29 protein-coding genes and 1 pseudogene are annotated in these 25,770 nt (G+C 64.3%); 15 read left to right on the forward strand and 15 right to left on the reverse strand.

Going from position 1 to position 25,770, the window contains the following annotated elements; translation table 11 throughout:
* Nucleotides 1–48: 48 nt before the first annotated feature.
* Together G6N68_RS14715 and G6N68_RS14720 are read left to right on the forward strand one after the other, a co-directional pair.
* Nucleotides 49–1,485 (forward strand): NAD(P)-binding protein, encoded by a 1,437-nt coding sequence (locus G6N68_RS14715; RefSeq protein ID WP_163713464.1) that lies wholly within the window; start codon nucleotides 49–51, stop codon nucleotides 1,483–1,485.
* A gap of 9 nt (nucleotides 1,486–1,494) precedes the next feature.
* Entirely contained in the window at nucleotides 1,495–2,250 is a 756-nt protein-coding gene (locus G6N68_RS14720) for an acyl-[acyl-carrier-protein] thioesterase (RefSeq protein ID WP_163713467.1), read from the forward strand.
* Here G6N68_RS14720 and G6N68_RS14725 read toward each other — a convergent pair.
* Nucleotides 2,247–3,242, reverse strand: coding sequence for a dipeptidase (locus tag G6N68_RS14725; RefSeq protein ID WP_163713470.1), 996 nt, complete (start codon nucleotides 3,240–3,242; stop codon nucleotides 2,247–2,249). The two genes, G6N68_RS14720 and G6N68_RS14725, sit on opposite strands and share 4 nt — an antisense overlap.
* A 47-nt stretch (nucleotides 3,243–3,289) precedes the next feature.
* Between G6N68_RS14725 and G6N68_RS14730 the strand changes: the two genes are divergently transcribed.
* The gene (locus G6N68_RS14730; RefSeq protein WP_163713473.1) at nucleotides 3,290–4,624 is read left to right on the forward strand and encodes an acyltransferase family protein; all 1,335 of its coding nucleotides are present in this window, start codon (nucleotides 3,290–3,292) and stop codon (nucleotides 4,622–4,624) included.
* Here G6N68_RS14730 and G6N68_RS14735 read toward each other — a convergent pair.
* Together G6N68_RS14735 and G6N68_RS14740 are read right to left on the reverse strand one after the other, a co-directional pair.
* On the reverse strand, nucleotides 4,614–5,438 hold the full coding sequence (locus G6N68_RS14735; RefSeq protein WP_163713476.1) for an alpha/beta fold hydrolase: 825 nt from the start codon (nucleotides 5,436–5,438) through the stop codon (nucleotides 4,614–4,616). The genes G6N68_RS14730 and G6N68_RS14735 overlap by 11 nt on opposite strands.
* A gap of 102 nt (nucleotides 5,439–5,540) precedes the next feature.
* Complete coding sequence (locus G6N68_RS14740) at nucleotides 5,541–6,224, reverse strand: TetR/AcrR family transcriptional regulator (RefSeq protein ID WP_163713479.1); 684 nt, start codon at nucleotides 6,222–6,224, stop codon at nucleotides 5,541–5,543.
* Between the two features lie 109 nt (nucleotides 6,225–6,333).
* Here G6N68_RS14740 and G6N68_RS14745 point away from each other — a divergent pair, with 109 nt between their 5' ends.
* From G6N68_RS14745 to mbp1, 5 genes are all read left to right on the forward strand, one after another.
* Complete coding sequence (locus tag G6N68_RS14745) at nucleotides 6,334–7,467, forward strand: VOC family protein (RefSeq protein ID WP_205351342.1); 1,134 nt, start codon at nucleotides 6,334–6,336, stop codon at nucleotides 7,465–7,467.
* The gene (locus G6N68_RS14750; protein ID WP_163713486.1) at nucleotides 7,464–8,423 is read left to right on the forward strand and encodes a fumarylacetoacetate hydrolase family protein; all 960 of its coding nucleotides are present in this window, start codon (nucleotides 7,464–7,466) and stop codon (nucleotides 8,421–8,423) included. The genes G6N68_RS14745 and G6N68_RS14750 overlap by 4 nt, the downstream gene beginning before the upstream one ends.
* Nucleotides 8,420–9,970, forward strand: a complete 1,551-nt coding sequence (mhpA, locus tag G6N68_RS14755) for a bifunctional 3-(3-hydroxy-phenyl)propionate/3-hydroxycinnamic acid hydroxylase MhpA (protein WP_240355479.1) — start codon at nucleotides 8,420–8,422, stop codon at nucleotides 9,968–9,970. The genes G6N68_RS14750 and mhpA overlap by 4 nt, the downstream gene beginning before the upstream one ends.
* A gap of 55 nt (nucleotides 9,971–10,025) precedes the next feature.
* Nucleotides 10,026–11,816, forward strand: coding sequence for a thiamine pyrophosphate-requiring protein (locus G6N68_RS14760; protein ID WP_163713489.1), 1,791 nt, complete (start codon nucleotides 10,026–10,028; stop codon nucleotides 11,814–11,816).
* A gap of 187 nt (nucleotides 11,817–12,003) precedes the next feature.
* Nucleotides 12,004–12,237 (forward strand): microaggregate-binding protein 1, encoded by a 234-nt coding sequence (gene mbp1 / locus G6N68_RS14765; RefSeq protein WP_163713492.1) that lies wholly within the window; start codon nucleotides 12,004–12,006, stop codon nucleotides 12,235–12,237.
* A gap of 73 nt (nucleotides 12,238–12,310) precedes the next feature.
* Here the strand turns inward: mbp1 and G6N68_RS14770 are convergent, their stop codons facing one another.
* Complete coding sequence (locus G6N68_RS14770; RefSeq protein WP_240355480.1) at nucleotides 12,311–13,012, reverse strand: HAD family hydrolase; 702 nt, start codon at nucleotides 13,010–13,012, stop codon at nucleotides 12,311–12,313.
* Nucleotides 13,013–13,034: 22 nt separating this feature from the next.
* Complete coding sequence (locus G6N68_RS14775; protein ID WP_240355481.1) at nucleotides 13,035–13,418, reverse strand: hypothetical protein; 384 nt, start codon at nucleotides 13,416–13,418, stop codon at nucleotides 13,035–13,037.
* A gap of 362 nt (nucleotides 13,419–13,780) precedes the next feature.
* Here G6N68_RS14775 and G6N68_RS14780 point away from each other — a divergent pair, with 362 nt between their 5' ends.
* On the forward strand, nucleotides 13,781–14,524 hold the full coding sequence (locus tag G6N68_RS14780) for an SDR family NAD(P)-dependent oxidoreductase (RefSeq protein WP_240355757.1): 744 nt from the start codon (nucleotides 13,781–13,783) through the stop codon (nucleotides 14,522–14,524).
* Nucleotides 14,525–14,554: 30 nt separating this feature from the next.
* On the opposite strand, the gene G6N68_RS14785 is transcribed toward G6N68_RS14780, so the two are convergent.
* Genes G6N68_RS14785 through G6N68_RS14795 form a run of 3 tightly spaced genes read right to left on the reverse strand, consistent with a single transcriptional unit; the run spans nucleotide 14,555 to nucleotide 16,203 of the window.
* Nucleotides 14,555–15,220 carry a UdgX family uracil-DNA binding protein gene (locus tag G6N68_RS14785; RefSeq protein WP_163713498.1) on the reverse strand — a complete coding sequence of 222 codons (666 nt, stop codon included), beginning with the start codon at nucleotides 15,218–15,220 and terminating at the stop codon, nucleotides 14,555–14,557.
* Nucleotides 15,221–15,232: 12 nt separating this feature from the next.
* Nucleotides 15,233–15,646 (reverse strand): ChaB family protein, encoded by a 414-nt coding sequence (locus G6N68_RS14790; RefSeq protein ID WP_163713501.1) that lies wholly within the window; start codon nucleotides 15,644–15,646, stop codon nucleotides 15,233–15,235.
* Nucleotides 15,647–15,666: 20 nt separating this feature from the next.
* Complete coding sequence (locus G6N68_RS14795) at nucleotides 15,667–16,203, reverse strand: DUF1360 domain-containing protein (protein WP_163713504.1); 537 nt, start codon at nucleotides 16,201–16,203, stop codon at nucleotides 15,667–15,669.
* Nucleotides 16,204–16,347: 144 nt separating this feature from the next.
* On the opposite strand from G6N68_RS14795, the gene G6N68_RS14800 reads away from it, so the two are divergent.
* Together G6N68_RS14800 and G6N68_RS14805 are read left to right on the forward strand one after the other, a co-directional pair.
* Entirely contained in the window at nucleotides 16,348–16,707 is a 360-nt protein-coding gene (locus tag G6N68_RS14800) for a hypothetical protein (protein ID WP_163713507.1), read from the forward strand.
* 167 nt (nucleotides 16,708–16,874) lie between these two features.
* Nucleotides 16,875–18,335 carry an aminotransferase class I/II-fold pyridoxal phosphate-dependent enzyme gene (locus G6N68_RS14805; RefSeq protein ID WP_163713510.1) on the forward strand — a complete coding sequence of 487 codons (1,461 nt, stop codon included), beginning with the start codon at nucleotides 16,875–16,877 and terminating at the stop codon, nucleotides 18,333–18,335.
* Nucleotides 18,336–18,338: 3 nt separating this feature from the next.
* Here the strand turns inward: G6N68_RS14805 and G6N68_RS14810 are convergent, their stop codons facing one another.
* Entirely contained in the window at nucleotides 18,339–18,701 is a 363-nt protein-coding gene (locus tag G6N68_RS14810) for a MerR family transcriptional regulator (protein WP_163713513.1), read from the reverse strand.
* Between the two features lie 143 nt (nucleotides 18,702–18,844).
* Between G6N68_RS14810 and G6N68_RS14815 the strand changes: the two genes are divergently transcribed.
* From G6N68_RS14815 to G6N68_RS14825, 3 genes and pseudogenes are all read left to right on the forward strand, one after another.
* The gene (locus G6N68_RS14815; protein WP_163713516.1) at nucleotides 18,845–19,327 is read left to right on the forward strand and encodes an Hsp20/alpha crystallin family protein; all 483 of its coding nucleotides are present in this window, start codon (nucleotides 18,845–18,847) and stop codon (nucleotides 19,325–19,327) included.
* A gap of 375 nt (nucleotides 19,328–19,702) precedes the next feature.
* Nucleotides 19,703–21,057, forward strand: a pseudogene (locus G6N68_RS14820) (IS256 family transposase).
* Nucleotides 21,058–21,103: 46 nt separating this feature from the next.
* Nucleotides 21,104–21,736, forward strand: coding sequence for a PAS and ANTAR domain-containing protein (locus G6N68_RS14825; protein ID WP_240355482.1), 633 nt, complete (start codon nucleotides 21,104–21,106; stop codon nucleotides 21,734–21,736).
* A gap of 37 nt (nucleotides 21,737–21,773) precedes the next feature.
* Here the strand turns inward: G6N68_RS14825 and G6N68_RS14830 are convergent, their stop codons facing one another.
* The 4 genes from G6N68_RS14830 to G6N68_RS14845 all read right to left on the reverse strand — a co-directional run bounded on the left by G6N68_RS14830 (nucleotide 21,774) and on the right by G6N68_RS14845 (nucleotide 24,341).
* Entirely contained in the window at nucleotides 21,774–21,962 is a 189-nt protein-coding gene (locus G6N68_RS14830; protein WP_163713520.1) for a hypothetical protein, read from the reverse strand.
* Nucleotides 21,963–22,045: 83 nt separating this feature from the next.
* Entirely contained in the window at nucleotides 22,046–22,945 is a 900-nt protein-coding gene (locus G6N68_RS14835) for a universal stress protein (protein ID WP_163713523.1), read from the reverse strand.
* Nucleotides 22,946–22,973: 28 nt separating this feature from the next.
* Nucleotides 22,974–23,318, reverse strand: coding sequence for a ferredoxin (fdxA, locus tag G6N68_RS14840; RefSeq protein ID WP_163713526.1), 345 nt, complete (start codon nucleotides 23,316–23,318; stop codon nucleotides 22,974–22,976).
* Nucleotides 23,319–23,459: 141 nt separating this feature from the next.
* Complete coding sequence (locus G6N68_RS14845; RefSeq protein ID WP_163713529.1) at nucleotides 23,460–24,341, reverse strand: universal stress protein; 882 nt, start codon at nucleotides 24,339–24,341, stop codon at nucleotides 23,460–23,462.
* Between the two features lie 272 nt (nucleotides 24,342–24,613).
* Here G6N68_RS14845 and G6N68_RS14850 point away from each other — a divergent pair, with 272 nt between their 5' ends.
* On the forward strand, nucleotides 24,614–24,865 hold the full coding sequence (locus G6N68_RS14850; protein WP_163713532.1) for a cold-shock protein: 252 nt from the start codon (nucleotides 24,614–24,616) through the stop codon (nucleotides 24,863–24,865).
* Here G6N68_RS14850 and G6N68_RS14855 read toward each other — a convergent pair.
* Together G6N68_RS14855 and G6N68_RS14860 are read right to left on the reverse strand one after the other, a co-directional pair.
* Nucleotides 24,862–25,128: a hypothetical protein gene (locus tag G6N68_RS14855; protein ID WP_163713535.1), complete on the reverse strand. Its 267-nt coding sequence runs from the start codon at nucleotides 25,126–25,128 to the stop codon at nucleotides 24,862–24,864. The genes G6N68_RS14850 and G6N68_RS14855 overlap by 4 nt on opposite strands.
* Nucleotides 25,125–25,751 carry an RNA polymerase sigma factor gene (locus tag G6N68_RS14860; RefSeq protein WP_163713538.1) on the reverse strand — a complete coding sequence of 209 codons (627 nt, stop codon included), beginning with the start codon at nucleotides 25,749–25,751 and terminating at the stop codon, nucleotides 25,125–25,127. The genes G6N68_RS14855 and G6N68_RS14860 overlap by 4 nt, the downstream gene beginning before the upstream one ends.
* Between the last annotated feature and the right edge of the window lie 19 nt (nucleotides 25,752–25,770).

The following is a 25,770-nucleotide window of genomic DNA, read 5'->3' on the forward strand; positions in this document are numbered from 1 at the left end:
ACCGTGGACATCGGCCGGAAAAATGCCGGACGTCCTGTGCTTTGTCCAATGAGGCCAGGCACTATCGTGGCGCACGTGCAGACCAACGCTATCGAGACCGACTACCTGGTGATAGGTGCCGGCGCGATGGGAATGGCGTTCATCGACACGCTCATCACCGAATCCGACGCGCGCGTGGTCGTTGTCGACCGAGCGTGTCAACCAGGTGGACACTGGACCACCGCATACCCCTTCGTGCGCCTGCACCAGCCGTCGGCGTATTACGGCGTCAACTCAAGACCCTTGGGCAACAACACCATTGACCAGGTTGGCTGGAACAAGGGACTGAACGAGTTGGCCCCGGTCGGGGAAATCTGCGCGTATTTCGACGCGGTCATGCAACAGCAGTTTCTGCCCACGGGTCGGGTGCAGTACTTCCCGATGAGTGAGTATCTGGGCGACCGACGCCTGCGGACCCTCGCCGGCAACGAATATGACGTCACCGTCAACAAGCGGATCGTCGACGCCACGTACCTGCGGGCCGTCGTGCCATCCATGCGGCCCGCCCCTTTCGCAGTGGCCACCGGCATCGACTGTGTCGCCCCCAACGAGCTACCCAAATTCCCGGCTCGCGACCGCTACGTGATCGTCGGCGCGGGCAAGACCGGCATGGACGTCTGCCTGTGGTTGCTGCGTCACGACATCGATCCGGACAACCTGACCTGGATCATGCCGCGCGACTCGTGGCTGATCGACCGGGCGACACTGCAGCCCGGACCGACATTCATCAAGCAGTTCCGGAAGGGTTACAGCGCCACCCTTGAGGTGATCGGCAAGGCGACCTCGACCGACGACCTGTTCGACCAGCTGGAAGCCGCTGGGACCCTGCTCCGCATCGACCCTTCGGTGCGGCCGCGCATGTATCGGTGCGCCACCGTGTCGCAACCTGAACTCGAGCAGCTGCGCCGCATCAGCGACATCGTCAGAATGGGCCACGTGAAGTCCGTCGAACCCACCGAGATCGTGCTCGACGACGGCTCGGTGCCCTCGTCTCCCTCGGCGCTCTACATCGACTGCACCGCCGACGGAGCGCCGCAGCAGCCGGCCAAGCCGGTTTTCGACGGCGACCACATCACGCTGCAGGCGGTGCGCGGCTGCCAACAGGTGTTCAGTGCCGCGTTCACCGCGCACGTCGAGTTCGCCTACGACGACGACCCGGTGAAGAACGAACTCTGCACACCGATTCCGCACCCGGACTCCGATCTGGACTGGATGCGGTTGACACATTCGGATCTGCGCAATTTCTCGCGCTGGCTCGACGACGAGGAACTGTTCGACTGGCTCAGCTCGGCCCGATTGAACCTGCTCGCCGACCTGCTCCCGCCGCTGTCACACAAGCCTCGGGTGCGCCTGCGCGTGGTGTCGATGTTCCAGAAGGGCCTCAATACCGCCATCGATCAATTGGAAGCGCTGCGCAGCGAAACCGCCGCGGCGGCAGTCCAATAGCGAGACGCCATGGCCGAAGTTCCAGAGTTGGACACACCGCTCGCCGAGCTGCCCGATGCCGGATACGTCTTCCAAACGGCTTGGCGGGTGGCCACATCGGACATCGACGAACACATGAGACTGCGCCTCGACGGTGTAGCACGTTACATCCAGGAGGCGGGCGCCGAGCATCTCGCTGATGCGGGCCTCGCGGAGGTCCATCCCCACTGGATAGTGCTGCGCACCGTGATCGACGTGATCAAACCGATCGAGTTGCCCAGCGACATCACCTTCCGCCGCTGGTGTGCGGCACTGTCCACGCGATGGTGCAACATGCGCGTGCAACTCGAAGGCTCGGACGGCGGACGGATCGAAACCGAGGGCTTCTGGCTGTGCGTCAACAAAGACACCCTGACGCCGTCCCGCCTCACCGACGACTGCATCGCGCGTTTCGGCAGCACCACCGACAACCACCGGCTCAAATGGCGTCCCTGGCTCACCGAACCGGTCCAGGACGGCGCCGTGACGCCATTCCCGCTGCGCCGCACCGACATCGACCCCATGGCACATGTCAACAACACGATCTACTGGCACGGTGTGCACGAAATACTCGGCCAGTTACCCGAACTCGAGCGCGCGCCGTACCGCGCGGTGCTCGAGTACCGCAGCCCCATCAAACACGGCGAAACAGTGACCATCCACTCCGAGCGGGTAAAAGACGCCGTCCGCATCCACTTCGTTGTCAACGACGACGTGCGCACGGCAGCACTTGTGCGCAAGCTCTAATCGCGGTCGCTTTTCCGGTCGCTAGCGCCCCGCCATGCCTGCTGGGCCACGCGATAGAAATTGCCGCCGACGACGGCGCGGATGTGGTCGTCGCTCCAGCCGTGCTCTCCGAGGTACTCGCCGATAGTCAGCACGATTTCCGGCGGCATCCACTGAATCGGGCCCCACCGGGTATAGCTCTCGTCGAATAGCTGCGGGTTTCGAGTGAGCTCGTCGACGAAGTCCGCGTAGTCGAAGGAAAAGTCGGAACTGATGCCGACGTGGTCGATGCCGACGAGGTCGACGGCATAGTCGAGGTGGCGCATCATCGCGTCGAGGGTGGGGGTGTTGGGACCGAGGAAGATGCCGACGCCGGTGATGCCGACCACTCCCCCGGTGGCAGCGCAGGCCCGCGCCTGGTCGTCGGTGATGTTGCGGGGATGGTCCCACACCGCACGCATACAGGAATGACTGTAAATGACCGGGCCGGAGGAGATTTCACACAGGTCGAGCCCGGTTCGGGCGCTGCAGTGCGATCCGTCGGGCACGATGCCAACCCTGTTCAGCTCGGCGACGACCGACCTGCCCCACGACGTGAGACCGCCGTCATCGGCGTCGAGGCAGCCGCTGCCGGCGCGGTTGGCGTGGTTGTAGGTGGGTAGCAGGGTGCGCACACCGAGGTCGGCGAGCGCGGCCACGTTGTCGAGGTTGTCCTCGATCGGATTGGCGTCTTCGAGGTCGAAGACCACCGCGATGCGGCCGGCCCCGGTGATCGCCGCAATGTCGTCGATATCGTCCGCCAGCTCCATGTCGGGATGGGCAGCCACCGCGTACCGAAAGTGTCGCAACAGTGCCACCGTGTCGCTGAAGCTGTGCGGGGAGTACCCGGCATTCACCGAGACGAAGGTGCCTCCCGGTCGCCGGAACCGGGCGAGCGGATCGACATCGGTACCGAGTTGCAGCGGCAAACAGGCGTGCTGGTCCCAGATCAACTCCGATGTCAACAGGGTCATGATGCCGATCCTGCACCATCGCCACCGCGGGGCTACCCTCGCAGTCGATGGACCAGCCCAAGACGTCTCCCGCCGCCGGTGCCCCGGCGCGTGCCCCAGCGCGCAATCTCGCCGTCGACTACTACCGCGCCTCGGGTGTGCTGCTGATCGTGCTCGGCCACTGGGCGGCCGGCGTGGTTACCTATCGTGACGGATATTTCGGTCGCCAGAACCCACTCGTCGACCAGCCCTGGACGCAATGGCTGACGTGGCCGTTGCAGGCGGTCCCCGTGTTCTTTCTGGTGGCCGGATACGCGGGCGCCCTATCCTGGAACCACCGCTACCACCAGGACGGCACCCCGCGCCAAGAGTGGCTGCGGCGGCGACTGGCGCGTGTGCTCGGTCCGACCGCGGTGTATGTCGGCCTGGTGTCGCTCGTGGTGGTGGCCCTACAGGCCAGCGGCGTCGCCGGTTCAGTGCTGGAATACGCGGGCTGGGCTGTCGCCATGCATCTGTGGTTTCTCTCCGTCTACGTCCTCGTGGTGTCCCTGACGCCCGTTGCGGTTGCCGCACAGCGACGTTGGGGCCTGATGCTGCTCGTGGTGTTGGCGCTGTCAGTCATTGCCGTCGACCTCATCTCCCACGGCACCCATATCTCCTGGATCGGGTGGCTGAACCAGGTGCTGTGCTGGGGGACGTTTCACCAACTCGGAATCGCCTGGCACGAAGGGGCGTTTACCGCCCGCAAGTCCGCCGTGCTGGCCGCAGTCTCGGCGGTGGCGTTGGCGTTGCTGATCGGTCCGGGTCCTTACCCGATCAGCATGATCGGCGTCCCCGGCCAGACGGTGGACAACACCACGCCCCCATCGATGGCGTTGCTGGCATTCGGGTGTGCGCAGGCCGGGCTTGCGATGACGCTCGCACCCGCACTCAACCGGGCACTGCGCCCCCGACTGCTGCAGCGAGTGCTGTCCGTGGCCAACAACAATGTGATGGCCCTGTACCTGTGGCACATGCTGCCCGTCGTCCTCGTGGCGATCATCGGCTACCCGAGCGGGCTGCTGCCGCAACCGCCCCAGGGCACGGCGCAGTGGTGGCTGGCGCGGTTGCAGTGGGTGGTGATCCTCGCCATCGTGGCCGCGCTCGAACTGGCACTGCTGTGGTGGCTGCGGCGCGTCGCCGCAGCCCCGCTTCCGACATTCGGCGTGCCGCTCACCGATCGCTGGACCGAACCCATCCTGGTAACCGGAACCCTGATGGCCGCCTACGGCCTCGGCTACGTGTCCGCACTGGGTTTCGCCCCGAACGGTCGCTTCCCGTGGATCACCGCGGTGGTGTTCGCCGCGGGCATTCTCCTGGTAGCAATGAAGCCGGCGAAGGCCCGCACGGCCGTCACGACGTGAGGAACTCCAGGATGTCGGCGTTGATCGTCTCGGCCTGGGTGGTAATCATGCCGTGCGGAAAGTCCTTGTAGGTCTTCAGGATTCCGTTCGGCAACAGTTCCGCGGACCGGGGTCCGGCAGCCTGGTACGGCACGATCTGGTCATCTTCGCTGTGCATGACCAGCGTCGGTACCGTCACCTTCTTGAGGTCCTCGGTGAAATCCGTCTGTGAAAAGGCGACGATTCCGTCGTAGTGCGCCTTGGCGTCACCCGTCATGCCCTGGCGCCACCAGTTGGCGATGATGGCTTCGGACGACTCGACGCCGGGCCGGTTGAACCCGTAGAAGGGTCCCGACGAGAGTGACCGGTAGAAGACGGAACGGTTGGCCGCCAGTTGTGCTTGCAGATCGTCGAAAAACTCTTTCGGCAGCCCAAGCGGATTGGCCTCGGTCTTGACCATGAGCGGAGGCACCGCGCTGATGAGAACGGCTTTGGCGGCACGACTTTCGCCGTGGCGAGCTAGATAATGCACCACCTCGCCGCCCCCGGTGGAGTGACCGATGTGTACCGCGTCATGCAGATCCAGATGTTCCACCACCGCTGCCAAGTCGTCGGCGTAGTGGTCCATGTCGTGACCGTCGGGGACCTGACTGGAACGGCCGTGTCCGCGCCGGTCGTGGGCGACCACGCGGTAGCCATGCTGCAAGAAGAACAACAGCTGTGGGTCCCAATCGTCCGACGACAGGGGCCACCCATGACTGAACACAATGGGTTGGCCCGAACCCCAGTCTTTGTAATAGATCTCGACGCCGTCACTGGTGGTAACTGAGGGCATAGCCAGTACCTTTCGGTGTTTTGAGCTATCGGTGCGCTAGCCAGGCGTGTCCGTAGGTTTACACGGCATCTGACCGCACGTCTAGGGCACGGGCGACGCCGGTTACGGCTGATCCTCGTGCTCCGGAACGAGGTCCGGCAGGGGGCGTTGACATACGGCGCGAGCCTCGTCGGCGTCGAGTCCGAGCAGTTGCAACACGTTTTCGCAGACGGCGTCGACGGCCGCCGCCCCGTCGCGGTGCGGGTCTCCTCGTAATAGCGTGCCCAGTCCGAGCAGCGCACCGCCGGCGACGGCCAGGGCGAGTTCCGGATCGTCAAGCTTGAAGCGCCCCGCGGCGGCGCCGGCCTTGATGTCGCGCAGTGCCCGCGGCGCCAGACCGAAGTCCGATGACAGCAAGGCCGGTCCGTTGGCCAACAGGATCTCGCTCTCTTGCGGCTTGCTGCGAAATAGTCGGCCGGTTAGCCGGAAGCTGGCGGCGAATATCTCGGCGGGATCTTCGATCGATGCGGTGAGCCGGTCCAGCAATGCGCCGTGTGCGTCGAGTACGTCGGCGACGGCGGCCGCGAACAGCTCTTCCTTGCTCTCGAAATGGTTGTAGAACGAGCCCATGCCGACGTCGGCGGCCTGGGTGATCTCGAGTACCGGCACATTGGTCTTGCCTTCGGCGATCAACCGCTGTGCGGCCTTGACCAGGGCCGCGCGGGTTCGCTGCTTGCGGCGCTCCAGGCGCGTAGGGGCAGAGGCAGGACCGGAATCAAGACCAGAAGCAAGATCAGTCGACGCCATGTTGTAAGTATGCATCACTTCTGAGAATTCGTCAGAAACTCTTGACCAGATCGTCTCCACCATGTGACGATTTCGTCAGTTACTTCGAAAGATGGCGATGAAACCACTGATGGCTACCCGCGCGGCGGACGCACACAAAGACCTGCACAGCGAAAAGGGAGCCTTACCCGGGGAACACCCCGGCCGATCCCGAAACCCGATCATCAAGGTCGCCGACATCGCGTGGCTGGAATTCGAGAAACCGGACCTGGCCCGCACCGAAGCCTTCGCGCGCGCCTTCGGATTTCAGACGGCACAGCGCAGCCCCGACGGACTTCTGTTGCGCGGGACCGACGCCGGTGCGCCGTGCGTCATCGTGCGCCGCGGACAACAAACCCGGTTCGTCGCGGCGGCGTTCCGCGCTTGTGACGAAGTCGACGTGCTGCGCTTGGCCGACAAGTCGGGCAGGACCGCCCGCCCGCTGCCCGAGGCCATCGGCGGCCTAGCGGTCGATCTGGTGGACCCCAGCGGCATCCCGGTGCGGGTGGTCGCCGGCATGCACGAACTACCGGCGTTGCCGGGGCAACATCCGCACGTCTTCAACTTCGGCCAAGACTTACGGCGGGCCAACGCAACCCAACGCCCCCCACGAGTGCCCGCACGGGTGCAACGCCTGGGCCACCTGGTGCTGCAGTCGACGAAATACCGTCAAGCACTGAACTGGTACCTGGACAACCTGGGCATGATCGTCAGCGATTTTCAGTTCTTCCCCGGGCAGCGCGAACGCGGCCCGACCATGAGCTTCATCCGTTGCGACCGAGGGGCGACACCAGCCGATCACCACACGCTGGCAATGGCGCTGGGGCCGGTCAACCGCTACCTGCACTCGGCGTATCAGGTCAGTGACCTCGACGCGTTGGCCGCCGGCGGCGAATACCTCAAGGAGCGGGGTTATTTTCACTCCTGGGGAATCGGCAGGCACATTCAGGGCAGTCAGATCTTCGACTACTGGCGCGACCCCGACGGGTTCATGGTGGAGCACTACACCGACGGCGACATGTTCGACAGCACCGTCGAGCCGGGCTGGGCGCCCTTGACCGCCTCCGGGTTGGCCCAGTGGGGTCCGCCGGCCACCCGGGACTTTCTGGGCACCGATCCGAAATCAGCTTGGCATGAAGTGGTTTCGATGATCCGCGCGCTTCGCCAAGACAACGAGTTCGACATACGTCGCCTGATCGGCCTACTGAAGGTGCCCACCTCATGACAGTTTCCGTGCTTCATACCGCCGATGACTGGTGGGTCGAAACCGCCGCCGGCGCAACGAAAATCGCCACCTCAGCGACCAGCACGGGTGAGCTGCTCGGTGACCGGTCCGCGGTCGAGACCGCAGTGCAGGCCGCCTCGGGGACCCCGGATGGCAGAGATACGGTGCCTGTCGACAGCTTGGATCTCATTTCCCCTTTGACCCGGCCATGCCGGGTCATTGCTCAAATGACCAACTTCGAATCACACGTCAAGGACGCGGGCATGGACCCCGCGTCGATCCCCTTGACCTTTTTTCGCAAGGCTTCCGCATCGATCAGCGGCCCGTTCGACGACATCGTCAAACCCGCCCACGTCCAACTGCTCGACTACGAGGTCGAGATCGGGTTGGTGATCGGGCGTGCAATTCCGGTCGGCACCAACATCACCGACGCCAACCTGGCCGACTTCGTGGCGGGCATTGTGGTCACCAACGACGTCTCGGCGCGCGACATTCAACTACCGCAGACGCAGTTCTACGAAGCGAAGTCCTATCCCACCTTCACACCGGTCGGACCGAAGCTGTTGCTACTCAACGCCGATGAGCTCAATCGATTCGGAGAGCTGCGACTGCGTCTGAGCGTTAACGGCGAAGAGCGACAGAACGCGCTGGTTGAGGGCGACATGATCTACCGGCCACTGCAAGCGCTGCAGTCGCTCACCCAATTCCAGGAGCTCGCACCGGGCGATCTCATCCTCACCGGAACCCCGGTGGGCACCGCGCTCAGCGCCCCGCCCAAGCCGTTGGAGATCATCGCAAACCTGCTGCCACCCGCGGTCAAATGGAAGGCGTTCTTCAAACGACAGGCCGGCAATCCGAAGTACCTGCAAAACGGCGACGTGGTCGAGGCGTCGGTGGCTACCGACGACGGCGCCATCGATCTCGGCACCCAGCGCACCACGGTGCGGTACGCGTGAACGCAGACCGGATCCCGCGCATCCCCGTCGTCATCGTCGGCGCCGGACCGACGGGGATCACCGCCGCCACGCTGCTGGCCCAGTACGGTGTCGACTGCCTGATCCTCGAACGATGGCCTGGCGTCTACCAAAAACCCCGAGCCGTCCACCTGGACGACGAGGTCTACCGCATCCTCGCACGCCTCGGCATTGCCGGCGAGTTCGCCGCGATATCCCGGCCCACTCTTGGCCTCCGTTTGCTGGACAAGCGATTTCGCGTGCTGGGCGAGTTCCGCCGGGACCCCGGCGTGGGGGTGCACGGCTTCCCCCAGGCCAACATGTTCGACCAGCCGGAACTGGAGTCCCTGCTCCGGGCGAACCTCAACCGCTTCCCGTGCGCTGAACTGCGCGGCGGCGCCGACGTCACCGATATCTCACCCGTCGGCGATGGCTTTGTGCGCGTCACTTTCACAGACCGTTCCGACGGCCGGGTTCACCAGGTCGACGCCGAATATGTCCTTGGTTGCGACGGCGCAAACAGCACGGTGCGCAGCCGAATGGGTTCCACCATGCGGGATTTGCACTTCGCGCAACGCTGGTTGGTCGTCGATGTGGCCACCGATGCCGACCTACACCAGTGGGACGGTGTGTACCAGGTCTGCGATCCGGTACGTGCCGGCACCTACATGCGCATCGGGAAGTCACGATATCGCTGGGAGTTTCAACTGCTGCCCGGCGAGAACAGCGCCGACTTCGACACCATCACCACACTGCACCCGCTCATCGCGCCGTGGACCACCGGTGTCCCGATCAGCGAGTTGACGCTGCTGCGGGTGGCGGAGTACACCTTCCGCGCGCAGATAGCCGACCGATGGCGCCGGGGCAACATGTTCATCCTCGGCGACGCGGCACACCTCACGCCGCCATTCATCGGGCAAGGCATGGGTGCCGGCGTACGCGACGCGATGAATCTCGCTTGGAAAGTTGCCGCAGTGCACAGCGGCGCGCTTGCCCCTGATGTCCTCGACACCTATGAGCAGGAGCGCAAACCGCATACCCGCTCGCTGATTCGATTGGCACTCAACATGGGGCGGGCGATGACGGGCGGCGGCCGTCCGGGCAACGTGGCCCGCCATCTGGTGCTGCCGCGACTGCGCCTGATTCCCGGCCTGCGCGAGAAGGTGGTCGATTCGACCACACCGAGGTTGCGCGCCTGCGCGCTGGTGACACGCAGTTTTCTTTCCCGGCTACCCGGCACGCTCTGCCCGAACCCGATCATGCCGAGCGGGCGACGACTCGACGACGTGGTGGGCGCGGACTTCCTGTTCGTCACCGCCACTCCCCTGTCCTACGCCAACCACACGGCGCTCCGTCGGCGTGGCCTCGCGGTACTCACCGCCGTCCCGGGCGGTGACCTCGCGAACTGGCTGAGGCGAGGGCGCGCCCAAGCCGCGCTGGTACGTCCCGATCGGACGGTCATGCGAACCGCGCGGGACCCGGCGGCGCTGCAGGCATGGACCGTCAACCACCTACAGGCACCCTGCCCCGCCCCCCTGCACAGCGTCTAAGCGCGGCACGAGTGGGTAACCCGTCCCGAACGGCCGACGACGGGAAGGGTGAACAATGGTGGCTGAGGTCGGCGATTATCTGTTGGAACGCCTGCGGGACTGGGGGGTCACCAAGGTCTTCGGCTACCCCGGCGACGGCATCAACGGGCTACTCGCCGCGTGGGGCCGCGCCGACAACAAACCGATGTTCATCCAGGCGCGCCACGAGGAAATGTCCGCGTTCGAAGCGGTCGGCTATGCGAAATTCAGTGGCCGCCTTGGGGTATGTGCCGCGACATCCGGCCCGGGTGCGATTCATCTGCTCAACGGCCTCTACGACGCCAAACTTGACCGGGTACCGGTTCTGGCGATCGTCGGGCAGACCAGCCGCAGCGCGATGGGCGGCTCCTATCAGCAGGAAGTCGACCTGCTGAGCTTGTTCAAGGACGTGGCCAGCGACTACGTCCAGATGGTTACCGTGCCCGAACAGTTGCCCAACGTGTTGGACCGCGCGATCCGGACGGCTTTGACCAGGCGGACGCCGACCACGCTCATCATCCCTAACGACGTGCAGGAGCTGAAATACTCTGCCCCCACCCACGAATTCAAGATGGTCCCCTCCAGCCTCGGATTCGAACAGGCCACCGTGGAACCGTCGCGTGACGGCTTGCAGCGCGCCGCCGAGGTGCTCAATGCCGGCCGGCGGGTGGCGATGCTCATCGGATGCGGTGCACGCGGTGCCGTCGCCGAGGTCACCGAGATTGCCGACGTGCTGGGTGCGGGCGTGGCGAAAGCGTTGCTGGGCAAGGATGTTTTGTCCGACGAGCTACCGTGGGTCACCGGAGCCATCGGTCTACTGGGCACACGGCCCAGCTACGAACTGATGCGCGACTGCGACACCCTGCTGACCATCGGGTCGAGTTTCCCCTACTCACAGTTCCTGCCGCCGTACGGTTCGGCCCGCGGTGTGCAAATCGACGTCGACCCGGCGCTGATCGGCATGCGCTACCCCAACGAGGTCAACCTCGTCGGCGACGCCGCCTCCACGCTCCGCGCATTGTTGCCGTTGCTGCAACGCAAGTCCGACCGGTCGTGGCGTGAGACGGTGGAACACAACGTGGCGCGATGGTGGGAAACCATGGCCATGGTTGCAGATGTGTCCGCGGATCCGATCAACCCGCTGCGGCTGTTCGGCGAGCTGTCACCGAAGCTGCCCGACAACGCGATTGTCACCGCTGACTCCGGATCGGCCGCGAATTGGTATGCCCGCCAACTGAAGTTCCGCGGCAACATGCGCGGCTCATTGTCAGGCACGTTGGCCACCATGGGCCCGGCCGTTCCTTACGGCATCGGCGCGAAGTTCGCCCACCCGAACCGCCCGGTCATCGCCTTCGCCGGGGACGGAGCCATGCAGATGAACGGGTTGGCCGAACTGATCACCATCGCGCATTACTACAAGCAGTGGGCGGACCCGCGAATGGTGATCGCGGTGCTGCACAACAATGACCTCAATCAGGTGACGTGGGAGATGCGGGCCATGGGCGGCGCACCGAAATTCGCTGAGTCCCAGACGTTGCCCGACGTGGACTACGCCGGATTCGCGGCCAGCCTCGGACTTGGCGCGGTGACGGTGACCGACCCTGAGCAGATTTCGTCGGCCTGGGAGCAGGGCCTCGCAGCGGACCGACCCACGGTGCTGGATGTGCACTGCGACCCGAACGTTCCGCCAGTACCACCGCACGCGACCTTCGATCAGATTAAGAGCGCCGCCGGCGCGGTCTTGAAGGGTGACGAGGACTCTTTCGCCATGATCAAAGAAGGCGTGAAAGTCAAGGCGCAGGAATTCTTGCCGCACCGAAAAACCTGACGGAACTGATGAGACGTCCGCCGGCAGAACTCCTGGTGACGGAAGCCACATGTTTGAGTCTGCCGCTGGCCGGAAACCCCTAACACTGCAGGGGGATTTCGGACAACGCATGTTCGGCCCTGTTGGCTGAGCGCGTCCAGCGTGCGCAAGGTCGCCATATAAGCAAAAGTGACCACAGGAGGAACTGATGGCTGACAAGAGTGGCCCGCAAGAGGGCGTCGAAGGCGTCGTCGAGGGCGTTAAGGGCAAGGCAAAGGAAGTCATTGGCGCCGTAGCGGGCCGTGACGACGTCAAGCGCGAGGGCCAGGCCCAGCAGGACAAGGCTGACGCGCAGCGCGACGCTGCGAAGAAGGAAGCCGAAGCCGAGGCCGCCCGCGGTGGCGCCGACGCCGCTGAGGAGCGCCAGAAGGCCAACCAGTAACGTCATATTCAAACGAATGGGCCTGGTCCACAACGGACTGGGCCCATTCGCTTTGTTGCTATTGGGTTTGGATTTAGCTGGCGACCCTCGAGGCCAGCTGCGCGATCAGGGTCTCGGCGAGGTGTTCGGCCAACTCGCCCGCATTTTCGAAAATGGCTGCAACACCGGCCATCTTGAGCTCATCCCGGGCGACACCCCCGCTGAGCAACCCGATGCAGGTCACGCCGGCTCGAACACATGCTTCAGCGTCCCAGACGGCATCGCCAACGAAAACCGCATGTTCGGCGGACACTTCGGCCCGGCGCAACGCGACCTCGACGATGTCGGGTTTTGGCTTCGCGGTATCGACGTCGTCGTCCGATGTCACCGCGGCGATGAGGTCCTCGCTGTCGAGCACTTCCCGCAACAACGACAATTCGTCTTCGGGAGCCGACGTCGCGAGTACCACCTGGAGGCCGAGGTCGGCTACGCGCTGCAACAGGGTTCGCGCCCCAGGCAGCGCGCGCAACAGCGGTGCCGCCTCTTTGTAGTAACGAGAGTGCAAGTCCTTCAGCCGCTTCCGTTTGTCCTCGGATGCGTTGCCGGACAATGACTTGACCAACGTGGACCCATCCATGCCGATGGACCGGTGGATGCGCCACGTCTCGACGTCGATTCCGACCTCGGCGAAGGCGCGCTGCCAAGCATGGACATGCAGATAATTCGAATCGACCAGCGTTCCGTCGACATCGAAAAGCACAGCGGGTCGGTACACCGATTCTCGGTTGGCGGACAATGAATTTCGCCTATCGCTGGGACTAGAAAAGCGCCGCTATAGTCGCGAAGTCAGCCAGGAGCAGTGCCAGCGCAATCACCGGGACAATGAACCCGTACCGCCGGAAAGCGGTGAAGATCGAGATGACGAGGGTCAGTACGGAAATCACCGGAGCGCCGTAAAGCAGCACCCCGTAGACGAAACCACTGGGTCCCATGCCGGGGCAGGCCGGTGCGCTACAGCCGGCCATACTCATGGCCGCACCGATCGCAAAGACCACGACCAGAATTGCCGCGGGCACCGTCAGTAAGGCCAACACCCAGTTGACGATGGCGCGGCGGGTGCGGCCGGAATCCTCGTCCTGTCGCGTCCGACCACCCGACGTCTCGTGAGCCAGCTCAGCGGTCTGTGGGTTCTGCACGCTCATTTGTCTCGACTACCCAGGTACCGAGGGCCGAAACCTGAGTCGCAGAAAGCGCATGGCGCGCCCAGCGATGGCGCCGAATGTGCGGGAAGCGGCCCCCACCGCACAAGATTTGCGGGCCACAGTGCGCACAGTGACCGGGCAGAAAATACGTGCGGGAGGTTTATCAGCTCTCGCGGGGGGTAGTCGGGTCGAGACCGTCACCTGGGGGAGGGCTGATGGCTGCCTTTGAGCGCGACAAGTACGTACATTTCGGCCAAATCGAAGAAGCGACGGCGCAACTGAGCGAAAGCCTTCGGCGCTTCGGTCGCGGCTGGCCGGAGGCGGGTTTCCATCGAGCCCCGAATGAGACCGCGCAGGTAGCGGTGGTCACCGGCGCGAGCGCGGGGATCGGCCGAGCCACGGCCCGTCTGCTGGCGCGGCGGGGGACATACCTGGGCTTGCTGGCGCGCGGGCAGGCCGGCCTGGAGGCGGCGGCGGCCGAGGTACGCGCCGCCGGCGGAGAGGCGCTGGCGATTCCCACTGACGTCTCCGACTTCGCGGCGGTGGAGCGAGCGGCCAGCCAGGTCGAGGAGCAGTTCGGACCCATTGATGCGTGGATCAACGTCACCCTCACCTCGCTGTTCGCGCCCTTTACCGCCATCGAAGCGGACCGATACCGCCGGGTGACCGAGGTGAGCTACCTGGGCTACGTGCACGGCACCATGGCCTCGCTCAACCGGATGCGCCCACGTGATTCCGGCGTAATCGTGCAGGTAGCCTCGGCGCCCGGCGGTCGTGGGACGCTGCAATCCGCCGACTGCGGCGTCGGGCATGCGATCAACGGCTTCACGGAATCGGTTCGAAGCGAGTTGCTCCACGAGCGCAGTCACGTTCATGTGACGCTCTGTCTGTTGCCGGCCGTCGCACCGGCATGCCCCCTCGAGGTTGCCGCCGAAGGGGTTGTACATGCGTTGGACCATCCGCGCCGCAAGCAATATCGAGTCGACAGCGGCAGCGCATGCGCCCAAGCCTGGGTGACGCGCCACGCGCGGGCCCTGATCTCCGGAGCCACTATGGCCAGTGCCATCGCAACGGCACGCTGGGGACGGCACCGCCGTCGACAGTGATCTAATTTCTTGCCGCACTGTCTGTTTCGGCTATTTCAGGATGGCTACCGCGCCGCGCAAGTCGTCGACAAACGACTCGTAATTCGCCCGGCGACGGTCACTGCGATCGCGCAACAGCGCCGAAGGATGCAAGGTGGCCACCACGAACGGCTGCGGATCCAGGTCGACAACGATGTCTTTCGGCCACTCCAGCCGTTCGCCCCGGTGCGCGGTGACGCGAAATGAACTGCCCAGCAGAGATTTTGCGGCGGTAGCCCCCAGGCACACGATCACCTCCGGTTGTACCGCCTCGATCTCGGCCAACAACCAGGGTTGACAGGCGACGACCTCGATGCGTCGGGGGGTCTGGTGGATTCGTCGCTTCCCCGATCGGTTGAACTTGAAGTGCTTGACGGCATTGGTCTGATAGGTCAAACCAGGATCGATGCTGGCATCCTCGAGGGCACTGGCGAGCAGTCGACCGGCGGGGCCGACGAACGGAAGTCCTTCTTGGTCTTCACGATCGCCCGGCTGCTCACCGACCAGCATGAGCGGCGCATCGCCTCCACCGTGGCCGAATACGGTTTGGGTGGCGTCTTTGTACAGGTCACAGCCGCGGCAGCTGGTGGCCGCGTTCTCCAGTGAACGCAGATCATGGTGTTCGGGCACGTAGCGGGCCGCGCCCCCGGCCTGTGCCGACGGTTTGGCGCCAGCCATGATTCGCAATCCTCAGCGACGTTGGGCGCGACGATTGTGTTTCTTGATCGCCTCGACGAGTTCGGGCTTGGTCATCTTTGACCGACCAGAGACGTCGAGCCGGCGCGCTATGTCCAGCAGATGCTTTTTACTCGCATTGGCATCCACTCCCTCTTCCGACGGCAGCGGGTTTTCCAGCCCGCCCCGTTCGGCGCGCTCGTCGGACGGGCCCTTTTCCTCTTTGGCTTCCCAGTGATCGCCCACCTTTTCAAAGCTGTGCTTGACCGCGGCGTACGCCACCCGGTGAGCCCGCTCCTCGGTGCCGTATTGTTCGGCGGCCGCGTCGTGCGCCTTGGCGAACGTGCGCTGCGCCTTGGCGCTGGAGCGTCGCAGCGTGCTGGGCAACTCGTCCTTCTTCGCGGCGCCGCGCTTCGTCGTCTTGGGCATGAGGAACCTCTCTCGGTGTGCTAGCCCTCCACCGCTTGCTGAGCCTTCGCGTAAGCAAGGTGAAGGAAGTCGGCCCCGGTCAGTGCGGTGAAGCCGCCGGCTACCAGACGGGTGAATCTGGGAACGAAGACCAACCCGATGACGAATGCCGTGGTTACCCAGACATCGAGGCAGAACGGGCAGGTGAGCAACTCCCCCACGCTATGCCGTAAGTCGCTTGTTTCCCGGGACTCCTCCATGACCTCGGCCGGACCGCCCGTGCCCGAGTAGCGGGTAAACGGTGCGCGCAGCGGGCTGGTCACCGCGCCCTTGGACAGAGTGCGCGAAAGTTTGTGTGCGCCAGCCGTCACCGTGAACAGGTCTTGAATGCGCCAACCTTCCGGCAACCTACGTCCGGTGACCGCCGCCAGTACTGCGGCCAGCGCAAGGAGTGCGCCGTAGGCGCCCATCACCACCAGATAGCCGCCCAACGGGCGGGGATTGTCGCCGCGATATTCGTCGGCTTCCTGTTGTGCGCGCGCAGCCACCTCCGCGCTAGCGTCAGATACGTCAGCCACATGCACTCCTTCGTCGGCTCCACCGCCGGATACCCGTTTCGACAATGTGCAATCTGGGACTCGAGGGCAGGGAATTCGTGCGCGATCGGTTTCGTTGACCAGGTGGAAATTGGGTCGGAGTGGGTATATGGGAGCCGACCGGCCGTGGCGAGAAAGGACCCGACGAACGTGATACCGGAGCACGCGCCGCACAACGTCGCCGATGATGTCGCTGACGACTTGGAAAAGCTCGCCACCCAGATCGATGCGCTGCGCAAACTGGAGAAGCTGGACGGTCTCAGCGAGGACCAGCTCTACGACTTCAGGGTGCAGTGGGGTGCGGCTCTGGCGGCGCGGCTGCGACGGCTTGCCCAGTACAACGCGATGGGCATGTTCGACGGAGCCGATGAAGTCGAATTTCAGACGCTGCGCAGCGAACTCGACGAGCTCTCTGGCCTCATCGATCGATTCCAGCTGGCGCGCCCGAAGGCGGCCGCCGCGCGTCGACGTTATCGGAGCGCGTAACTCCTTACCGCACAACGCCTTTCGGGGTAATTCCTGCCAAAGATCGACGTCGAGCGTCACGCGAGCGAGGCGGCCGTCGCCAAGCGTCACGCCAGCGCAACACCGACGCCCGGGAAGAGCGACAAAACCCAGCGGTTGCGCCGGTGAGCGCGGGGTACTAGTTCGTTATGGATCAGTCGCAAGCGCCCCTGTTGGATGCGCTGTCCGACTATCACCGCAGCAACCGGTACGGGTTCACGCCACCGGGGCACCGCCAGGGCGCCGGCACCGACGCCCGAGTCCTTGCGGTGATGGGTAAGGACCCATTCCGCAACGACCTGCTGGCCACCAATGGACTCGACGATCGCCGGTCCAGCGGAAAGTATCTGGCGCGGGCCGAGGAACTGATGGCCCACGCCGTCGGCGCCGACACGGCGTTCTTTTCCACCTGCGGCAGTTCGCTTTCGGTCAAGGCAGCCATGATGGCCGTGGCGGGCTGTGCGCAGGGTGGCCTGCTGGTCGCCCGGGACAGCCACAAGTCGATCGTGGCGGGATTGATCTTTTCTGGCGTGCAGCCGCACTGGATCACCCCGCGCTGGGACAGCGAACACCACTTCTCCCACCCGCCGTCACCGGCCCAGGTGAAAGCCGCCTGGGAAGAACATCCCGACGCGGCCGGCGCCCTGATCGTCAGCCCGAGCCCATACGGCACCTGCGCCGACATCGGGGCTATCGCCGACGTGTGCCACGAGCGCGGCAAGCCGCTGATCGTCGACGAGGCATGGGGCGCCCATCTGCCGTTCCACGAAGACCTGCCGACCTGGGCGATGGACGCCGGAGCCGACGTCTGCGTGGTGAGCGTCCACAAGATGGGCGCCGGATTCGAGCAAGGCTCGGTATTTCACCTCCAGGGCGACCTGGTCGACGCCGACCTGTTGTCTTCGTGCGCCGACCTGTTGATGACCACCAGCCCCAACGTGATGGTCTACGCCGCTTTGGACGGTTGGCGCCGCCAGATGGTCGAGCATGGTCACGATCTGCTCAGCGCCGAACTGGAACTGGCCGGCCGGTTGCGAAAGAGTCTTGCCGAGATACCCGAGGTTGTTGTCCTCCAAGACGAGTTGCTGGGCAAGGAGGCTTCCTGCGACCTGGACGTTACGCAGGTGCTGATGGATGTCGCCGATAGCGGAACCTCCGGATACCAAGCCGCGGACTGGCTACGCAACAACTGCCAGCTCGACCTCGGGCTCAGCGATCACCGCCGGATTCTGGCCACCATGTCCTTCGCCGACAACGCGGAAACCGCGGACCGGCTGCGCACCGCGATGGCCCAATGGCGCGACGCGGCCCGAGGGTTCGAGCAGCCACCACCGATCCACCTGCCCGCACCGTCGGAATTACAGCTCGAGACAGTGCAATTGCCACGAGACGCCTTCTTCGGCCCTACCGAGATGGTCCCAGCGGACAAAGCCGGCGGGCGCATTGCCGCGGAGCAGATCACTCCCTATCCACCGGGCATTCCCGCCGTCGTACCCGGCGAGCGCCTCACCGACGGCGTTGTCGACTACCTGCGATCAGGTGTCGACGCGGGCATGACACTGCCCGACCCTGCCGATCCGAAAGCCGAACACTTCCGGGTGGTCGCATAGCGATCAGTCCGATGTCTCCGGATTGGGTTTCTTCTTCGCCTTGTTGCGCAGGCTGCGGTTGGTGGACCGCAAGTACGAATTGGCCGCCGCGAGTGCGGCGTTGTCGTCTTCAAGATTGAGAATGCGCGCGATCCCGGCCAGATTGACTCCGGCCTCGACGAGCGCACTGATGCGTTCCAGCCTTGCTAGGTCGTCGACGCTGTAGCGCCGCGTTCCACCCTCGCTACGGGCCGGGGCCAGCAGCCCGTGGCGCTCATACAGTCGCAGCGACTGCACGGGTATGCCGGAAAGTTCTGACGCAACCGAGATCCCATACACGCCACGATCGGTTGGCGGCGAACCGTTACCGCCAGGGCGATCGACCATCAGGGATCCTCCTTGACTAGCCACACAGAAAAGCTATTTACCATACTTGCGTTCTATTGTCGATGATGTTATATAAAATCTATGTCGATAGACATAGGAAATCCTTACCCCAAGACAAGAGATTGGAGAGAAAGGTGACCGCCATGCTGATGCGTACCGACCCGTTCCGCGAACTCGACCGCTTTGCGCAACAAGTCTTCGGCACAGCGGCTCGCCCCGCCGTGATGCCGATGGACGCGTGGCGTGAAGGCGACAAATTCGTCGTCGAGTTCGACCTGCCCGGCATCGACGCCGACTCTCTGGACATCGACATCGAGCGCAATGTGGTGACCGTAAAGGCCGAACGGCCCGGCCTCGACCCCAACCGCGAGATGCTGGCCACGGAGCGTCCCCGTGGTGTGTTCAGCCGCCAACTAGTCCTTGGCGACAACCTCGACACCGACAAGATCGAAGCGACCTACCAGGAAGGGGTGTTGAGCCTGCACATTCCGGTGGCCGAGCGGGCCAAGCCGCGCAAGATTTCGGTCAGCCGCGGCAATGGGCACCACCAGGTGATCGAGCACGAGGAAGAGCAGCCCAAGGTGATCGAGCGGGAGGAGTCAGAGCGGGAGATGGTCAACGCCTGAGTCGCTAGCCGGCGGCGACCGCAGACCGGTGCCCGCTGCGGCTCCGGGGCGGTTGCCGCCGGCCTGATCCAGGCCGATTCAACCAGCGTCGATGGCGGCGTGCGGGGTTGTCGGGGAGTTAGACCGACACTTCTGTGACGCGCTATCTTGAATCGCCGTTTTGCCGATCGCGCGCCAACATAACCTGCGCATCTCAAGGGCAGTTGATAGCGTCCGAGTGGACTCGAGTCGAGGAGGCGTGGTCAGCGATGACCTGGAATCTCGATGGCCAAGCTACCGATGTCGAACAAGCGTTGGCCGGAGGTGCACCACAGCGGGTGGGGTCATGGGGGTGTCAGATCGTCTGTGTAAGTCCTGACGGAAGGATCTCAGGACATGGCGACGGGCAAGGACGAAGATTTGGCGCTAGGTGAGGTGGAGTCCACGGTGGAGATGGCCGAGGCGCTTCGGGCGTCGGGCGTGGTGGACGATTTGCTGGCTCAGGTCGATTCCGGCGAGGTTGCGTTGACCGGTGAGGGTGGTTTGTTGCCAGGGTTGATCAAGCTCGCCTTGGAGCGTGGGCTGGCTGCTGAGCTGACTGATCATCTGGGTTATGAGAAGGGCGACCCGGCGGGGCGTGCGCTGCCCAATGCCCGCAATGGCACCTCACCGAAGACGGTGCAGACCGAGGCCGGCCCCGTCCCGTTGGAGGTGCCGCGCGATCGCGACGGCTCGTTCACTCCACGGCTGGTGCCCAAGGGCGCCCGCCGTCTCGGCGGGCTCGATGACATGATCATCTCGCTGTACGCCGGTGGAATGACGTTGCGCGACATTCAATTTCATCTTGCCTCGACGATCGGAACCGATGTTTCGCACGAGACGATCTCCAAGATCGTCGATGAGATCTCCGAGGAGGTCCTGGCCTGGCAGCGTCGGCCGCTGGACCCGATTTACCCGGTGGTCTACCTCGACGCGATCGTGGTCAAGGTCAAAGACGGCGGCCACACCCGCAACAAGGCCGCTCATATCGCCGTAGGCGTCGATATGGCCGGGATCAAGCACGTGCTGGGCATCTGGGTCCAGCAGAACGAAGGAGCGGCGTTTTGGGCCTCAGTGTGTGCCGATCTGGCCAATCGCGGCGTTCGCGACGTGCTGATCGTGTGCTGCGACGGGCTGACCGGCTTTCCCGAGGCGATCGCGGCCACCTGGTCGCAGGCCACCGTGCAGACCTGTGTGTGCATCTGCTGCGCAACGCGCTGCGGTTCGTGTCCTACAGCGACCGCAAAGCCGTGGCCGCAGCCCTCAAACCGGTCTACACCGCGGCGGATGCTGAGGCTGCCCGTGCCGAACTCGATGCGTTCACCACGTCGGAGTTAGGCAAGAAAAATCCGACGGTGACCAGGGTTTTCGATCGTTCGTGGGAGCAGTTCACCCCCTTCCTGGCGTTTGCGCCCGAGTTGCGCCGGGTCATTTACACGACGAACGCGATCGAATCGCTGAACTACCAGTTGCGCAAGGTCATCAAGACCCGAGGCCAGTTCCCCAACGATGCCGCCGTGGTCAAACTCCTCTGGCTGGCCATCTGCAACATCGAGGACAAACGCGCCGCCGAACGGGCCAAAAAATACGCCCAGAAACGTTGCCGAACAGCGCCCGGACGTCTCGTGGAAGGACAGGTGGTCACCAACTGGAAGAAGGCACTCGAACAACTCTCGCTGGTCTACCCAGACCGCATCGAGCGGTACCTATAACTCGACGACTAACAAGAAAACCAAACAGGCGACTTACACAGAAAACTTGACACGCTCGGGGTCATTCCGCTTCTACTTCGAAAACCAGCGGTGGGAATGGTCCGAGCAAGTCCAGCAGATGCACGGCTACGAACCCGGCAGCGTCACCCCGACCACCGACTTGGTGCTGTCGCACAAGCACCCCGACGACCGCGGCCAGGTCGCGGCGACCATCGACGACATCTTGAACAACCGCAAGGCGTTCAGCACCCGCCACCGAATCGTCGACAAAGCCGGGAAGACACGTCACGTTGTGGTGGTCGGCGACCGGCTGTTCGACGAAGACGGCGCCGTCATCGGGACGCACGGGTTCTACGTCGACGTCACGCCACACCCCCACGAAATGCCCGACGCGGTCGTCACGGCAAAGCTTGCCGAGATCGCCGAGAACCGCGCCACGATTGAGCAAGCCAAGGGCATGCTGATGCTGGTCTACGACCTCGACGACGCGGGGGCATTCAACCTGCTGAAATGGCTGTCACAGGAAGCCAACGTCAAGCTGCGGCGCTTGGCCGAGCAAATCCGCACGGAATTCCGCGCGGCCGGGCCAAGCCTTACTTCACAAGCCGAATTCGACCAGCTGCTGATGGCCGCCCGTGATCGCGCCAGCCACTCCGACGCCGCGGCCAAGGTGCGCTAAGCGCGGCCGAAACCGGTTCTATGCAGGGTCAGCGCGCTCAACTGGGCGCGCTATCACTGTTTTCGAAGAAGGCCCATTCGCCGTCGTCGTTGACCTCCAGCCGCCAACCCAGTTCCGACTTGTCCGCGACGGAGTCGACGAACCAGGCGTGGGCGTCTTCGGCGCTCTCGATCTCTTTGGTGGCGACGACTTCACCGCGTGGGTCGATAACTCTGAACTCAGCCATGCGACCTGGTTAACCCCCCGGGTCGCCTTTCAATCATTCCCAGGCAACCCGTGGCGGGTCTTTCGCGCCTTTCGGCGGGGGTCTCAGGACGACCGCGCGACAATCACCGGCATCCGGCAGGAATTCACGACGGCATGGCTCACCGAACCCAACAGGGCGCCCATGACCGCGCCACGGCCGTGGCTGCCCACGACGGTTAGTTGAGCCGATTCCGACCTCTCGACCAGCTGCCGGGCAGGACGGTCACACACCACTACACGGCAAACCCGGACGTCTGGGTACTGTTCCTGCCAGCCCGCCAGACGCTCGGCGAGGCTACGCTCGGCCTCCGCCTTGACCGCGGTCCAGTCCAGACCCGGAAGCTCGACGACCTCCATGTCGCTCCAGGCGTGCAGCGCGATCAGTTCGACTCCGCGACGCGATGCCTCGTCAAAAGCTATCGCGGTGGCGACCTCCGACGCCGGTGAACCGTCGACCCCCAGCAGGACAGGCGCGCGCAGCGGGTTCGGCATCAGGGGGTCCTCGTCCCGGATGACCGCGACCGGACAACTCGCCCGGCGCACCAGGCTCGAGCTGACCGAACCCAGCAACGCGCGGGCGAGCGCGCCCCGTCCCGTGGCACCGACAACCATCAGCTCGGCGTCCTTTGACATTTCGATCATTGCCGGCACCGGCGCCGCGAAAACGACCTTGTGCTTCACGACGAGCTTGCGGTCGGTCTCGACGGCTTCTTCGGCCAGCTTGACCGAAGCGGCCACGATCTTGCGGCCTTCGTCTTCCTGCCACACTCCCCAGCTGTCCGGGAAAGGCATCGGCGGCCAGGTGGCCACGTCGCCGCCCACCACATGGATCACGGTGAGCGGCACGTTGCGCATTGCCGCTGAGCGTGCTGCCCAGACCACTGCCGCGTTCGACGCGGGCGAACCGTCAACCCCCACCACAATGCCGAGCTTCTTGTCGGAATGGTAACCGGTCGCAGTCATTTCGTTTCCTTCTTCTGTTTTGTCCAGGTTACTTCGCGTTGGGCGGCATTGCGGCGATCATAGGTGTGTCGACACCGACTCGGCCCACGTTCGAGTAACCGCCCGGGTTACCCAGCGGTTCGGTGCGTCCGGGCAGGATTTCGCTGAAGAATGCGGCGTTGTCCGCGAGGTGCTCGCGCTGATCTTCCGGCAGATCCTCTTCCCAGTAGATTGCGCCGACGCGGCATTCCAGCCGGCAAGCGCCGCAGTCGACGCACTCGTTGGGGTTGATGTACATCGTGCGAGCGCCTTCGTAGATGCAGTCAACGGGGCAAAGCTGCACGCAGGACTTCTCGGCAACGTCCACGCATTCTCGTCCGATCACATACGTCATGGGATCAAGTTACAAAGCCGTGGGGCGCGATCGCGCCGTCCGAAAGCCCTCAGCCGTAGGGACTAAAGTCCCCCGCCGGCGAGCAGCCGCAAGTTCACCCAAACTATGGGCTTACCTGCGTTTTTGCGTCTTCTCGCGGAGTCACTGGCGGACGACGATGACCGGCACCTTGGCCGATTGGGCGACGGCAGAACTGACCGAGCCCAGCAGCATGCCGGCAAACCCCCCGCGACCGTGGCTGCCGAGCACCACCAGTTGCGCGTGGTCGGACTCCTTGATCAGCCACTTGGTGGGAGTGTCGCAAACCAGCGATTCCCGCACGTGGACATCCGGGTAGCGCTCTTTATACGGAGCCAAGGTCGCGGCGAGAACCTCCTGGCCTTTGCTTTCGCGATCTTGCCAGTCCATCCCGAGGATCGGGAAAACCCCGACGTCGCTCCACGCGTGCAAGGCGACCAAATCGACGCCGCGACGGGACGCCTCCTCGAACGCCAAGGCGGTCGCGGCATCGGAGGCCGGCGAGCCGTCGACACCCACGAGCACGGGTGCGTTGGCGTCCGGAGCCTGGTCCGCGTCGCCGTGGATCACCGCGACCGGGCAATGGGCGTGGTGAAGCAACGCCGCGCTCACCGAACCCAGCAGCGCGCGCCCGATTGCGCCCATCCCCTGACTTCCCACGACGACCAGCGCCGCCCGCTTCGATGCCTCGATGAGGGTGGGTACGGCGTTGGCGTAGACCAGTTCGGTGTGCACTTCCGGCGGATTCGACGCACCGGCGCTACGTGCGACGATCTGGCGTGCCTGCTCGATGACCTGCTCGGCACTGTCTTTCTGCCACCCAGGCATTTCGTCGTAGAGTTGCCCAACCGGCCAGCCGACCACCACCGGCGCGACGGCGTGCAGCAGGGTGAGCGGGCTCTGCCGCAGGATGGCCTCGCGGGTCGCCCAGGCGATCGCCGCCTCCGCCGCCGACGACCCGTCCACGGCTACCAGGATCCCGTATTCGGTTGTGCCACTTGTCATTCCACGCTCCTCTTGCGGAACCTAACGCTGCCGTACCGGCTGGCTCCTACCAGACGCTATCGGACCCGCGCGGCGGCGCGAAAGGGACATTGGACCCCACCCCTGATCGAGCTCGTGATCGCATCGTGACCGCGAGCAGCCACAAAAGCCCACGACACGCCCCACGAAAGGGGGATTTCCCGTCTGCTCGCGGGACAATGGTGACCGCAGCGCAGCTACGGCGACGGCTAACTCTGGTGTGTCGACCGAAAATCCACGGGGAAGGCACGCAAATGGTCACTACTAATTCGTTTGATACCGCGACCTTGCCAGACCTGGCGATCCGGTACGGCACCATCCGCTGGTTCGACGGCGAACACGGATACGGATTCGTGCAACCCGCGGACGACGGCCTCGACCTCTTCGTCGACGTCTCCGAGCTCATCGACCCGCCCCCAGCAGGACTCGAGCCCGGTCAACCGGTGAGCTATCACCTCGATGGCACCCGGCATTGGCCGATAGCGGCGTCGGTGCACGCGCTTTAGCGCTGACCGTTACGTAAGCCGTCGATCGTGCGGATGACGCCGGCGACGTCTTCGTCGGTGAGCGTCTCGCCGTCAAAGACGTGGTGCAGCAGGATCCGAAGATCACGCATCTGTTGCAGGTAGACCAGGCACGGCGGGCATTCGTCAAGGTGTTTGGCCACAATCGGGCCCCACTGCCGCGGGTCGGAATCGATGAGGTCGTCGACCAGCCGGACGAAGTCGACGCAGTCGATTGCCGGGACGGTGTTGTCGTAAACGGTCATTGTTGGTACCGCTTTTCCAGTTCGTTTCGAAGGTTGCCTCGGGCCCGGTACAACAACGCGCGCTGTGCCTGAGCCGACACTTCCAGAACTTCGGCCGCCTCTTCGGCCGAAGTGCCGACAACGTCGCGCAGTATGATCAGCTGTCGTTGGCGGATCGGCAGCGAGTCCAATGCAGCTCGCAGATATTCGACGAGTTCCCTTGCCACAGTTTGGTCTTCGGGCAGGAACCGCTTCGACGGCGGGATGCTCCAGTGGCCGGCGTCGGGATGGCCGGCCGGATGCATGCGTCCCGACAGCGGATCGGCATCCGGGTCGGCGTCCTGAGGGGCCAGAACCTCGTGCGCGCGAATTCGCGACTCTTGCCGGCGATGTCGCGAGACGGTGTTCTTGACGATTCCGAACAGCCAGGTGGCCACCGAAGACCGTCCTTCGAACGTGTCGGAGGACTTGAGCACCTGTACCCACGCCTCCTGTACCGCCTCTTCGGCCGCCGCTGGTGAATTGACCAGTGTGCGAGCGAATCTCACCATTGGCAGGTGAAAGTCACGGACCAGGTTGGTCAGCGGGATGCCACCGATGTGATGCTCGGTCGCCGAAGTCTCAAAGGTCTCGGAAGTCACCATCGCGACCGCTCGCAGCCCG

Origin of the sequence: Mycobacterium bourgelatii, assembly GCF_010723575.1 — a bacterium.
In the GTDB taxonomy this organism is placed as follows: Bacteria; Actinomycetota; Actinomycetes; order Mycobacteriales; family Mycobacteriaceae; genus Mycobacterium; species Mycobacterium bourgelatii.